Genomic DNA, 13,202 nt, shown 5'->3' with positions numbered 1-13,202 from the left:
TCCGGCAAAGAAGGGACAACGACATGCTGGGCTATACGCTCCGACGATTGGGTAGTGCGATACCCACGGTCTTCATTATCGTCACGCTGACATTTTTTCTGATTCGGCTCGCGCCGGGCGGCCCATTCGACCTTGAGCGCCCGATTGATCCGCTGATCCTCGAAAACCTCAAGCGCGCCTATAATATGGACGCGCCGCTCTGGCAGCAGTATCTGATTTATCTTGGTAATCTCTTGCAGGGCGATCTCGGCCCGAGCTTTACGCGGCGCGATTTTTCCGTGAATGACCTGTTCGCGTCAGGTTTGCCGGTGTCGATCATGCTTGGCACTTTGGGCCTGACGCTGGCGGCGATCATCGGCACTTTTCTCGGCACGCTTGCCGCGCTGAAGCAGAATTCCGCCGTCGATTATTTCGTGGTGGCTCTGGCGACCTTCGGCATCACAACGCCCAATTTTGTTGTAGCCCCCCTTCTCAGCCTGCTCTTCGGCGTCATTCTGGGCTGGGTTCCGGCAGGCGGTTGGTCATCGGCCAATGTCACCTACTGGATATTGCCGGTGCTGACGCTTGCTCTGCCGCAAGTGGGGGTTATTGCCCGTCTGGTGCGTGGCGCAACCATTGAAGCGTTGCGCGCCAATCATGTGCGCACCGCCCGCGCCTATGGCTTGCCGACCCGTGTTGTGGTTGGCGTTCATGCTTTGCGTGCTGCTATGCTGCCCGCCGTTTCCTATCTTGGGCCGACTGCCGCCGCCCTCCTCACAGGTTCGGTTGTGGTCGAGACGATTTTCGGCATTCCGGGCATCGGACGCTATTTCGTGCAGGGCGCGCTCAGCCGTGATTACACGCTCGTCATGGGCACGGTTGTGGTGATCTCGATCTTCGTCGTGGTGTTCAATCTGATTGTCGATCTTCTCTATGCATGGCTTGATCCGAGGGTTCGCTATGACTGATCTGACCGTACCAACGGAAACCGCCGAATTGAGCATGCCAAGCCGCTCGCTCTGGCAGGATGCATGGCTGCGCCTGCGCAGGAACAAGGCCGCCGTCGCCAGCGCTATCGTGCTTGCCGTCTTGGCTCTTGCGGGCATTTTCGGGCCGATGCTGAGCCCGCATCCTTATGACAAGATTTATCCGCAGTTCGTGCGTGTTGCGCCAAGCCTCGAAGCCTATCCGCGCGCGGATACGATCCTGCCCGGCCTTGAACGCGAACTCGCCCGCGCGCGATTGAAGGCCTCCGCCGAACCGGAACTGACCGGCAACAACATCATTGTCGACTTTACGGCGCAACGCCCAACCGACGACCGTGTTCTGCGTTATTTCCAGCGCTCCGATCTGTTCAGCAATCCGAAGGTGGAACTGGCCGCCGACGGCCTGAGCGGCAAGCTGACGCTCAACGTAAGCCGAAATTATTTCCTGCTTGGCACGGATAATCTCGGTCGCGATCTGATGACGCGCATCTTCATCGGCGTGCGCATGTCGCTGGCCATCGGCCTGCTAGCCTCGGCCATGTCGCTGGTGCTGGGCGTCTCCTTCGGTGCGATTTCCGGCTATCTCGGCGGGCGCATCGACAATGTCATGATGCGTGTTGTCGATATCCTTTATTCGCTGCCGTTTATCTTCTTTGTGATCCTGATGCTCGTCTTCTTCGGGCGGTCAATATTCATCATCTTCATTGCCATCGGCGCGACAGAATGGCTGGATATGGCACGCATCGTGCGCGGCCAGACATTAAGCCTCAAGCGGCAGGAATTTGTACAGGCGGCGGAAGCGCTCGGCGCTACACGGCGCGGGGTCATCACGCGGCATATCATTCCCAACGCGCTGGGCCCGGTGATCGTCTTCGTCACATTGCTTGTGCCGAAAGCCATTCTGCTGGAAAGCCTGCTCTCCTTCCTCGGCCTTGGTGTGCAAGACCCCCTCACCTCGCTCGGCTTGCTGATCTCGGAAGGTGCCCAAAACATGCGCGGTGCAAGCTGGCAATTGATCTGGCCCGCAGCAACATTGACCATCATTCTGTTTGCGCTGAACTTTTTGGGCGACGGCCTGCGTGACAGTCTTGACCCGAAGGACCGCTGAGATGACGAAGGAAACCATTCTGAGCGTTCGCGATCTGCGCGTGACCTTCGACACCCATGATGGCCCGGTTCCGGCAGTGCGTGGTATCGACCTCGACGTCAAGGCCGGGGAAACGGTGGCTATTGTGGGGGAATCGGGTTCCGGCAAAAGCCAGACAACAATGGCGCTGATGGGGCTGTTGGCGCGCAACGGCAAGGCAACAGGACAGGCGCTCTATCGCGGTCAAGACCTGATCGGCATGTCCGACAAGGCGCTGAACAACATTCGCGGCGCCAAGATCACCATGATCTTTCAGGAGCCGATGACTTCGCTCGATCCGCTCTATCGCATCGGCGACCAGCTTGCCGAACCGTTGCGCTATCACCGCGGCATGAGCAAGAAACAGGCGCGCCCGCGCATTCTGGAACTGCTGAAACTCGTTGGCATTCCGGAGCCGGAACGCCGCTTCGACAGCTATCCTTACGAACTGTCGGGCGGCCAGCGTCAGCGCGTGATGATCGCCATGGCGCTCGCCAACGAGCCCGATATTCTGATTGCCGATGAGCCGACCACGGCGCTCGATGTCACCATTCAGGCGCAGATACTCGATCTCCTGGCCGATCTGCAACAGCGCCTTGGCATGGCGGTTGTGTTCATCACCCATGACCTCGGCATCGTACGCCGCTTTGCCGACCGGGTTTATGTGATGCGCTCCGGCGAGGTGGTCGAGACCAACCAAACGGAGGCGCTTTTTACCGGGCCGCAGCACGCGTACACCCGGATGTTGCTTGATGCCGAACCGGAAGGCGAAAAGCTGCCACCGCCGGATGAAGCGCCTGTCTTGGTCCGCGCCGATAATGTCAAGGTCAACTTCCTGATCCACAAACCTTGGCTCGGCGCTGCCAATTACATGACCGCCGTTAACAATGTCTCGCTCACGCTCAAGGAAGGTCAGACCATTGGCATCGTTGGCGAGTCCGGTTCGGGCAAATCCACGCTCGGCCGTGCTATCCTGCGGCTTCTCGATTCCGAGGGCCGCATCGCCTATCTCGGCAAGGAATTGCCGCGCGACCCGCAAGCCATGCGCCCGAAACGCCGGGAACTGCAACTGGTCTTTCAGGACCCGTTTGGTTCGCTCAGCCCGCGCATGACGGTGGGGCGCATCATCACCGAAGGGCTGCTGATCCACGAGCCACAGCTTTCAGCCAGGGAGCGTGACCGTCGGGCGCAGGAAGCGCTGAAAGAAGTCGGGCTGGACCCCGCCATGCGCAATCGCTACCCGCATGAATTTTCAGGCGGACAGCGCCAGCGTATCGCGATTGCCCGCACGATGATCTTGAAACCACGCGTCATCGTTCTGGACGAGCCCACAAGCGCGCTCGACCGCTCGGTGCAGAAGCAGATCGTGGCACTGCTGCGTGATCTGCAAAAGGACCACGGCCTTTCCTATCTATTCATCAGCCATGATATGGCCGTGGTTCGCGCCGTGTCGGATTATGTGATCGTGATGCGCAATGGCAGGATCGTTGAACAAGGCGACACCGAACAAATCTTCGATCATCCTCGTGAAGACTATACCAAGACGCTGATGGCGGCAGCGCTCAGCGAGGAACGTTTCGGTTCGGCAAGCTAACGCAACCGATATTTTGCAATACAGACGATGAAAACGGGGCTTCGGCCCCGTTTTTTATTGCCCGGTTTAGAACTGCGAAGAAACGATGTGTCCGGCTGTAATTTCAAAATAGGTATCAATAAAACAAAGGCAACTAATAGGCGTTGTAAAATAAATATTAAAATGAACAAACTGTCATATTCCTTATATTATTGCAGAAATATTGCAAGCCTAAGTATTTGGAATGAAATTATTCTCAATAAAATAAGGAATGAAATCTGAAATAATTTCACCTAAACCGGGAGAGATATATGCGAAGTTCTCGTCGAATTGTTCGATTATTAGCTGCGACTATTTATCTGTTTCCTTCTTATTCCAACGCGCAACAGGCCGAACCATCTCGAGCATTCACGTCCGACGCGGAATATCTGGCAAGCTGGGGCCTCCCCATGATCAACCCCATCCCCGCATACCGACGCGGTTTTACAGGAAAAGGCATCACGGTCGCCGTGCTCGACACTGGCATTGATATCTACCATCCGGAATTTGCCGGGAAAGTGCATCCCTGGTCGAGAAACTTCGGCACTTTCATGCACGAGCGGGATGTTCGGGACCTTCAGCGAAACGGGACGCCCATCGGGCACGGAACCCATGTCAGCGGCACCATCGCCGCAGCCCGCAATGGAACCGGCATGCATGGCGTTGCCTATGATGCACAAATCCTCGCCTTGCGGGCCATCGTGCCGGACCGGCAATATGACGCGATCAACAGGGCACTGCGCTATGCATCAACGACAGGGGTGAAGGTGCTGAACGGCAGCTATGGCCCCTATGCGTTTCCTACCCCTTACAACAATCGCAATTATCAACGGTTGAGCTATCAGCCGATTCTGTATGGCAACTATCTTCGTAATGATTACGAGGCACTGAAAGTCGCCGCCAAAGCCGATATCGTCATGGTCTTCGCTGCCGGCAATAATTACAAGGTTCAGCCATATTCGTCAGCGCAGCCGAGCGGCAGCGCCCTGTTTCCTGCAATCACACCCCAGAATACCGCGCTCGGCAAATATAAATTTGTCGATGGTCGCCGCCGCGATCTCGACATGAACAATCCCAACACATTCCGCCTTTTGGCACCGAATGATCCTGCCGTCGCCAATCTCGACTTTTCGGATTTGAGAGGCTCGATCATTGCCGTTGTTTCCGTTGGTCCAAACCGGCAAATTGCGAGCTACAGCAATCGCTGCGGTATTGCGGCAGAATGGTGCATGGCGGCCCCAGGCGGTGATACGGGCGGCGCTGTTTACTCGACCTATCCCGGTGGCGGTTATTCCTACATGCAGGGCACATCCATGGCGACGCCGCATGTGGCCGGTGCCGCCGCCGTTGTGCGTCAAGCCTTTCCCTATATGAATGCGCGGCAGACCATTGAAACCCTGCTGACCACCGCCACCAATATCGGCCCGACCGAAATCTACGGCCAAGGCCTCCTGAACCTTGGCGCTGCGATCAACGGGCCGATGAAATTCCGCCATGCCGAAGGTTTCGACGTCGATACGCAGGGCTATTCTTCAACGTGGTCCAATCCCATCTCCGGCATCGGCGGTCTGACAAAACGTGGCGCAGGCATTCTGCGGCTCACCGGTGATAATAGCTTTACCGGCGATTCCGCAGTCGTCGGCGGAACGCTGATCTTCGACGGCGACAACTACACATCCGTCCGGGTTGCAAGAGCCGGGCGACTAAGCGGCATCGGCAGCGTCCAATCCGTGACCAACGAAACCGGCGGTGTTGTCGCTCCCGGTGATAATGGTGTCGGCACACTGACCGTCAAAGGCGATTACATCGGCAAAGGCGGCACGGTCGAGATTGCCACCGGTATCGGTGCCGATAATAGAGAGACCAGCCGTCTGGTCATAGCTGGCGACAGTTCCGGCAACAGCCAGCTTCGCCTTGTTTCCTATGGCCAGTCCAGCCAGCAGATTGCCGATGATACCAAGATCATCGAGGTTGCAGGCAATCCGGCGGGTACATTCGCGCTCGCAGGCGATTATACGACGGAAGACGGCGAAGCGGCGGTTGTCAGCGGCGTCTATGCCTACGAAATCACCGCAACACCTGACCAGCCGACCGAAGCCCCCTCGCCTGCGGCGTCAGAACCCGCTGCTTCTGCGGCAACCGCGAACAGCGTGGCGCTGACTGGTGACGGCGGATTTTATCTCCGCAATACATCCGCCAATGGCGAAAAGCGCTACAATCCGTCCATGCCGATCTATGAAGGCTATGCCCGCAATATGCAGGCGTTGAACCAGATGCCAAGTTTGCAGCAGCGCGTCGGCAATCGATACTGGACCGGTGATATATTGCCGAGTGAGGATATCAAGGACGGCCATGCGACGGCAGGTCCGGATATCGCCATCGACAAATATGGCGTCTGGGGCCGTATCGAAGGAACCCACAGCAAATTTGCGGCGGGCGGCTCCACCGCCGATGTGACGCAGGATATCGGCGTATTCGTCATGCAGGCCGGTATCGACGCGATGTTTCACGAGAGCGAATCCGGTCGCCTGATCGGCAGTCTGACGGCGCAATATGGCAAAGCCAGCAGTGATATCTCGTCGTTTAGTGGCGATGGCACCATCGACACCGACGGCTGGGGATTAGGCGGCGCACTCACCTGGTATGGCAATAATGGCTATTATCTCGATGGACAGCTCCAGTTGACCTGGTATGACAGCAAGCTCGTGTCCGATACACTTAAAAAGTCATTGGCCGATGGCAATAAGGGCTTTGGCTATGGTCTCAGCCTTGAAGGTGGACGACGTATCGAAGTCAACGAACATTGGTCGATCACACCGCAGGCGCAGCTTGTCTGGTCTTCGGTGGATTTCGACAGTTTCCACGATGTCGCGGGCGTACCTCTCGATCTGCGTAACGGCGACAGCCTCAATGCCCGCATTGGGCTGGCGGCGGAATACCATAATGCATGGCATGACGAAAATAACAGGCTGACCCAGACCAAACTCTATGTCGCCGCCAATCTCTATCAGGAGTTCATGAACGACTATAAGATCAGAGCGGGTGGTGTTGATTTCAAAAGCGAAAACGACAAAACCTGGGGCGGTATCGGCGCCGGTGGAACCTATGCCTGGGCCGATGGCAAATATGCGCTGTTCGGCGAAGGCATGGTCAAGACCAGCTTCGAGGATTTCGGCGATAATTATAGCCTCAAGGGAACGCTCGGTTTCAAGGTAAACTGGTAATCTCACTTCATAACAACCAGAGGACCCCGACAGGGGTCTTCAATTAGAAAGCAGATTTCGGGACGTTTCAGCAGCGGCCTATGCTAAAAAGCCTTATGAGAGATTTGTTTGATCAGCTTGAACCCGTGGAGATTCTTGCGCCCGGCGCAGTACTTCTGCACGGCTTCGCATTGCCGGAGGAAGAAGCGATTTTGAAATCAGTCGCGGATGTCAGCGCCGCCGCGCCATTTCGGCATATGGTGACGCCCGGTGGCTATCGCATGTCGGTCGCCATGACCAATTGCGGGCAAGCGGGCTGGGTAACCGACAAAACTGGCTATGGATATAGCGCCAATGACCCTGAAACCGGGAAGCCATGGCCAGCCATGCCGGACGCCCTTCGGTCTCTCGCTGAAAATGCCGCCCGACAGGCCGGATATCCCGATTTTTCGCCCGATGCCTGCCTGATCAACCGTTACGAGCCCGGCGCAAAGCTGTCCTTGCATCAGGACAAGGACGAGCGTGATTTCGCCAATCCGATTGTATCGGTTTCGCTTGGTCTTCCCGCTACCTTCCAGTTTGGCGGTCTTAAACGCAACGACCCGATCACCAAATACCCCTTGCACCATGGCGATGTGGTTGTCTGGGGTGGCCCGTCACGCCTTTATCACCATGGCATATTGGCGCTGAAAGATGGCGAACACGACAAGGTTGGTCGTGTTCGCCTCAATCTGACTTTCCGAAAAGCGTTTTAAACGCCTAGTTCAAAGCCTGCTGGCGCGTTTCGACATTGATCAGGAACGCAATCACACCTGCGAGCGCCAGAAGGCCAGCAAACATTGCGACAGCCACGTTGAAGCTCTGGCTGATGACGATGGCCAAAGCCGACGGCGCCAAAAGGCCACCAAGACGCGCCATGGCACCTGCCGCGCCCATGCCGCTGGCGCGCAGGGCTGTCGGATAAAGCTCCGGCGTGAAGGCATAGAGCGCGCCCCATGTGCCGAGCAGCGCGAAGCTCATGATCAGGATCGATGCGCCGACTACAGCCGAACTATCGGCAATCGTGAACAAGGCACAGGCCGCAGCGCTGATGAACAGGAAGCTGATCAGCGTCTTGCGACGGCCCCATGTTTCGACGCCGTAAGCGGCGAGTGCATAGCCCGGCAATTGCGCCAGCGCCACCACGACCAGAAAGCCGTAACCGCGCACGAAGCCGAAGCCGTCACCGGCGAGCTTGGCCGGTATCCAGGTGAAAATGCCGTAATAGGACACGGAAACGAGAAACCAGATCGCGAGCGTTGCGAGCGTGCGCTGGCGAAGCTTTGGCGACAAAAGCCGTTCATCCGTCACGAGAAGCGGGGCTTCAAGCCGCGCCTTCGGCGGCAGTTCCGGCTTTCCGTTGCGGCGCAACACGCGGTTCATCACCGATTTTGCTTCATCCGCGCGACCGGATTTCAAAAGATGCATTGGTGATTCCGGCACCCAGAGGCGCAGCCAGATACCGATAAGCGCAGGCGCTGCGGTGACGACGAAAATATAGCGCCATGCATCCTCGACACCGGCAAGGCTCGCGGCCCATGCGGCTAGCGCGATCACCACGGTGCCCACGGCCCAGAAACCTTCCAGCATGACCAGCCAGCGACCACGGTTCCTGGAGGGCAAAAACTCAGCCATCATGGCATAATCGACAGGCAGCGTTCCACCGACGGCCACGCCGGTCAGGAAACGCAGTGCAAGCAGAACTTCGAAACCAGGTGCGAAGGCTGACAGCAGACCAAACACGGCATCGCACGCGACGGTGATCAGCAGCACACGGCGACGGCCATATTTATCGGCGAGTCTGCCGAACACGGCTGCACCGACCAACATGCCGAAGAAGAAAAGCGTTCCGGTTTGCAATGCCTGCGGCACGGTCAGCCCGAATGTTTTTGCAATGGACGCTGCTGTGAAGCCGACAGCCAGAACCTGCATCGCGTCCGCTGCCCAGACGAGGCCGAAAACCCCGAGCAAGCCTCGTTGGAATGCGCCCGTCCCCGCCTGATCGAGCGATTGTTCGATGGTGATCTTCATGCCGTCTACGTCCCTCTCCGGCCGAATAAAGTGCGAGCATTTACAGCGCTGCGCATGCCGTCCTGTCAATCGCTGTTTTCTGAAACTGCACCGTCTTTTGCCTGCAAAAAAGCCCACAGGCTTTCAGCACGTGTCGAAAGCGGTGCATCGTGGCGGAAGATGCGAATTTCCGTCGTCAGATCCCAATAGGGATCGACCGAAGCGGGCACCATATCGCCACGACGGATTTCTTCTAGAACCAGACTTTCCGGCAGCCATGCCATGCCCCACCCGGCCTGAACCATCGCTTTGAGACCGATAGACATGGTGTTCTCATGCACGACCTTGCGCGCAAAACTTGGACCGGACGCAAATTTCTGCGCCAGAGCCGCGCCGAAGAATGAAAAGTCGCCATAGCTGAGATAGGGCAGTGGCGCGCCGGTCTCGATAGCGCGATCCAGCACAGGCCCTTCCCCGGACGGCAACGACACCGGGATCAGCCTTTCTGTGCCCAGAATGATCGACGGAAACCGTTCCCTGTCGATCAGGATCGGCACTGACGGATGCGCATAAGTCAGAAAGAAATCGACTTCGCCTTCGGTCAGGGTCGCGATATTGTCTTCAAACCCGCCGCGATCCGGCGCCAGATGCGAATGAATATTGCCGATGGTCGCATCAATCCCCTTCAGCCATTGCGGAAAGAACGTGACGGTCAAAGTATGCAAGGCAGAAAATTTCAGCGCAGGGTTTTGTCCTTGCCGGCTTGGCTGAAGGCTTCTGCGCGTGGCGTAAAACTGCCGGACCGCATCTTCCGCGACGTGAAGAAAGGTCTTCCCTTCATGGGTCAACTGAGCCGGAAAGGTGGCGCGATTGACGAGCGTTACCCCCAGCCAGACCTCAAGCTGCTTGATCCGCCGCGAAAAGGCCGACTGCGTCACATGGCGCGCCTCTGCCGCCCGGGAGAAGCTCGACGTTGACGCAAGCGCGATGAAGTCTTCCAGCCATTTCAGTTCCATAGGCGCTCCTTAGGGGAGTAGGGGAATAAGGGAGTAAGGGAATAGGGCAGTAAGGCAGTATGTTTGCGTCTCGGACAGGCGATAACAACAGCTATCCACCTATTCCCTTACTCCCTTATTCCCCTACTCTCTTCCCCTTATGCAATTTCTGCATAGTGATTGCAAAACATAGCATTGGCCAGCCAAATTCTTTTTTCCTACCGTCCTTTCAATCGAGAAATGCAGATGCCGAGGACGTATTTTGGCCAGAGTAATTTATGTGAACGGAGCCTTCGTCGACGAAAGCGACGCAAAGGTTTCGGTTTTTGATCGCGGCTTTCTGTTTGGCGACGGAATCTACGAAGTGAGCGCTGTGATCGATGGACGTCTGGTCGATAATGATCTTCATCTCGCCCGGCTGGAACGCTCGGTCAAAGAAATCGACATCGCCCTGCCCGTCTCGCTTGACGATATTCGCAAGGCGCAGATTGAACTCATCCGCCGCAACACGCTGCGCGAAGGCGTGGTCTATATGCAGGTGACGCGTGGCGAAGCTGATCGCGATTTTGTCTATGCAGACGATATCAAGCCCAATCTGGTGATGTTCACGCAGGCCAAAAATCTGGCCAATGCACCGTCGGTGCTGCATGGGGTTCGTGTCGATGTCACACCGGATACGCGCTGGGCACGCCGCGATATCAAGACCGTCATGCTGCTGGCGCAGGTGATGGCCAAGAAACAGGCCAAGAGCAAAGGCTTTCATGAAGTCTGGCTGGTTGAAGACGGCTTTGTCACCGAAGGCGCTTCATCGACCGCCTTCATCATTTCGCATGACAATGTGCTGGTGACCCGTCCCAATTCGCATTCCATCCTGCCCGGCTGCACGCGCCGGGCCGTTCTGAAAATCGCCGAAGAACAGAACCTCACCATCGAGGAGCGGCTGTTCACGGTCGATGAAGCCAAGGCCGCCAAAGAGGCCTTTCTCACGAGCGCATCGAGCTTCGTGACGCCGATTATCGGCATTCAGGACCACACCATCGGCGATGGCAAGCCGGGTCCGCATACGCGTCGTCTGCAGGAAATCTACATGGATCTGGCCCGCACGGGTGCAGAAGCCGTTCTCTAACCCAAAAGAAAGCAAGAGGGGAATATGACAATAAAAAACCTATTTAAGTCAGCAGCTTATGGCGCATTGTTCGCAAGCGTCGCCACAGCGGCAGGAGTAAGCAGTGCGTCTGCCGCCACCGAAGGTTACGGCGATTGCCCGCTGATCGGAGATAAGGGATCGGCATCGATCACCCCGGCTGTGCCCGGTCAGTTCACCGTCATCATCAACCTGCCTGCCATCGGCCAGTTCAATGGCGATACGCCGGACACGATCAAGGACGGCTATGAATTCTGCATGGCCGTTAATATTGCGCATCGCCTTGGCCTTGAGAAAGTAAAGCTGGTCAACGCCTCGTTTGACTCCATCGTTGCAGGCCAGAACAAGGATTATGACATCGCGCTGGCGCTGATCTCCGTCACCGAACCGCGCAAGAAGGTCGTTGATTTCTCCACGCCTTACATGAACTCCGATTATGGTGTAGCGGCCCGCGCCGACAAGCCGGTGACGGAAGCTGAAATGAAGACGGTGAAGGTCGGCACGCAGGCTGGCACGACGCTGGTTCCTTTCGCGCAGGAAACGCTGAAAGTTGCAAGCCTCGATGTCTTCGACGACACCGCGTCGATGTTCACCGCGCTTGCCGCTGGCAAGGTCAATGCCGTGATGACCGATCTGTCGATCATTCTCGGTCAGGTGAAGAATTCCAACGGCAAGCTGGCAGTGGTCGGCAAGTATGAATCCAGCGGCGAAACCGCCGGTATTTATCCGAAGGGCACGGAAAACAAGAAAGTCATCGATCAGCTGATCGCCGACATGGGAAAAGACGGAACCCTGAAGAAGCTGGAAGCAGCCTATTTGCTGCCGTCATGGGGCATGTCTCCGTCCGACGTTCCACTTTGGAAGCCTTGATCTGACGGTTGGCCGGGCCGCGCCTGCGATGGCAGCCGCGGCCCGGTCTTCCGATTTTGACACCGTGGCAGCACGTTTCCAAAACGGCGCGCGACCACCTTGCCTCAGCGAGAATATCTATGTCCCATCCGGCACCGGAAGCCAGCGCAGAGCGCGCGCGGCAATGGCGCAGCCGAAACAAAGTCCGCACCCATAGCGGTCGGTCCTTGTTGGCTTTCGCCTTTTCGTTCATCACCCTTCTGGCTTCGGCGCAGACCGTCCACAGTGTGACCAGCTATACGATCTCGCAGGGCTGGCCTGCGACGCCCGTTCTGACCATCGGCTGGTTGCTGCTTTTGGCTCCGCTCGCCGTATTGTGGTTCGCCTGGCGGGCTGTACAGCTTTCAATGCAGGCCGGGAAAAGCGCCGATATCTACGCGGGCCGGGAACTGGGTGCACGTGCTTCGGATATGTCCTGGCAGGTCATCTCCTATGCCGTTGCCGTGCTGATCCTCTGCGCTGGCGCATGGTTCATGATCGTCAATGATGCTGCGGTCAGCCGCACTTTCTTCGATGTCAGCCTGATTGCCAAGTCGGCGGGTACCGTACTCAAGGCCTTCGGCACCAACATCGTCATCTTCTTCGTTTCAGCCATTCTGATCCTGGTCTGGGCGCTGGTCATTGCGATTGCCCGCACGCTTCCCGGAATGGCTGGCAGGCCGATCCGCCTGCTCGCCACCTTCTACAGCGATCTGTTTCGCGGCCTGCCCGCCATCATCACGATCTATCTCATCGGTTTCGGGCTGCCCCTGACGGGCCTGCCGATCCTGAAAGACCTGTCGTCCAATGCCTATGCGATCATCGCGCTGACGCTGACCTATGGTGCCTACACGTCCGAAGTCTATCGCGCCGGCATTGAAAGCGTGCATCCAAGCCAGATTGCAGCAGCGCGCTCGCTCGGTCTCTCTTATGTCCGCACCATGCGCTATGTCGTGGTTCCGCTGGCCGTGCGCGGCATCATTCCGCCGCTGATGAACAACTGCATCAGCTTGCAGAAAGATACGGCGCTGGTCGCGATCATCGGCACCATCGACGCCTTCAACCAGTCGAAAATCATCGCCAGCAATTATTTCAACCTGTCGGCTGTCACCACCGTCGCCATTCTGTTCATCCTGATCACCATTCCGCAGGCCCGTTTTGTCGATCGTCTGATCGAACGGGATCGCCGGAAAATGCGTTCGAGTATGTGAGGAATACGG

The 13,202-nt window shown here is 57.2% G+C and carries 10 protein-coding genes; 8 read left to right on the top strand and 2 right to left on the bottom strand.

Annotated elements, in window-relative coordinates:
* Window positions 1-23: 23 nt before the first annotated feature.
* The 5 genes from QLQ11_RS13965 to alkB all read left to right on the top strand — a co-directional run bounded on the left by QLQ11_RS13965 (window position 24) and on the right by alkB (window position 7,661).
* Complete coding sequence (locus QLQ11_RS13965) at window positions 24-947, top strand: ABC transporter permease (RefSeq protein ID WP_109367385.1); 924 nt, start codon at window positions 24-26, stop codon at window positions 945-947.
* Window positions 940-2,073 carry an ABC transporter permease gene (locus QLQ11_RS13960; RefSeq protein WP_109367386.1) on the top strand — a complete coding sequence of 378 codons (1,134 nt, stop codon included), beginning with the start codon at window positions 940-942 and terminating at the stop codon, window positions 2,071-2,073. Before QLQ11_RS13965 ends, QLQ11_RS13960 begins: the two co-directional genes overlap by 8 nt.
* Window position 2,074: 1 nt before the next feature.
* Window positions 2,075-3,685 carry an ABC transporter ATP-binding protein gene (locus QLQ11_RS13955; RefSeq protein ID WP_109367387.1) on the top strand — a complete coding sequence of 537 codons (1,611 nt, stop codon included), beginning with the start codon at window positions 2,075-2,077 and terminating at the stop codon, window positions 3,683-3,685.
* Between the two features lie 428 nt (window positions 3,686-4,113).
* On the top strand, window positions 4,114-6,927 hold the full coding sequence (locus QLQ11_RS13950) for an autotransporter outer membrane beta-barrel domain-containing protein (protein WP_181376033.1): 2,814 nt from the start codon (window positions 4,114-4,116) through the stop codon (window positions 6,925-6,927).
* Between the two features lie 95 nt (window positions 6,928-7,022).
* On the top strand, window positions 7,023-7,661 hold the full coding sequence (alkB, locus tag QLQ11_RS13945; RefSeq protein ID WP_109367389.1) for a DNA oxidative demethylase AlkB: 639 nt from the start codon (window positions 7,023-7,025) through the stop codon (window positions 7,659-7,661).
* Between the two features lie 4 nt (window positions 7,662-7,665).
* Here alkB and QLQ11_RS13940 read toward each other — a convergent pair whose 3' ends face one another.
* On the bottom strand, window positions 7,666-8,976 hold the full coding sequence (locus QLQ11_RS13940; protein ID WP_124916057.1) for an MFS transporter: 1,311 nt from the start codon (window positions 8,974-8,976) through the stop codon (window positions 7,666-7,668).
* Window positions 8,977-9,041: 65 nt separating this feature from the next.
* On the bottom strand, window positions 9,042-9,971 hold the full coding sequence (locus tag QLQ11_RS13935) for a LysR family transcriptional regulator (protein ID WP_109367391.1): 930 nt from the start codon (window positions 9,969-9,971) through the stop codon (window positions 9,042-9,044).
* A gap of 241 nt (window positions 9,972-10,212) precedes the next feature.
* Here QLQ11_RS13935 and QLQ11_RS13930 point away from each other — a divergent pair, with 241 nt between their 5' ends.
* The 3 genes from QLQ11_RS13930 to QLQ11_RS13920 all read left to right on the top strand — a co-directional run bounded on the left by QLQ11_RS13930 (window position 10,213) and on the right by QLQ11_RS13920 (window position 13,193).
* The gene (locus tag QLQ11_RS13930; protein ID WP_109367392.1) at window positions 10,213-11,076 is read left to right on the top strand and encodes a D-amino-acid transaminase; all 864 of its coding nucleotides are present in this window, start codon (window positions 10,213-10,215) and stop codon (window positions 11,074-11,076) included.
* Between the two features lie 24 nt (window positions 11,077-11,100).
* Entirely contained in the window at window positions 11,101-11,964 is an 864-nt protein-coding gene (locus QLQ11_RS13925; RefSeq protein WP_109367393.1) for an ABC transporter substrate-binding protein, read from the top strand.
* A gap of 119 nt (window positions 11,965-12,083) precedes the next feature.
* Entirely contained in the window at window positions 12,084-13,193 is a 1,110-nt protein-coding gene (locus QLQ11_RS13920; protein WP_109367394.1) for an amino acid ABC transporter permease, read from the top strand.
* The last annotated feature ends 9 nt before the right edge of the window (window positions 13,194-13,202 follow it).

Origin of the sequence: Ochrobactrum sp. SSR (assembly GCF_030067775.1) — a bacterium.
Classification (GTDB): domain Bacteria; phylum Pseudomonadota; class Alphaproteobacteria; order Rhizobiales; family Rhizobiaceae; genus Brucella; species Brucella teleogrylli.
Note: the sequence above shows the minus strand (reverse complement) of the source record. Positions and strands in the feature narration are given on the sequence as shown.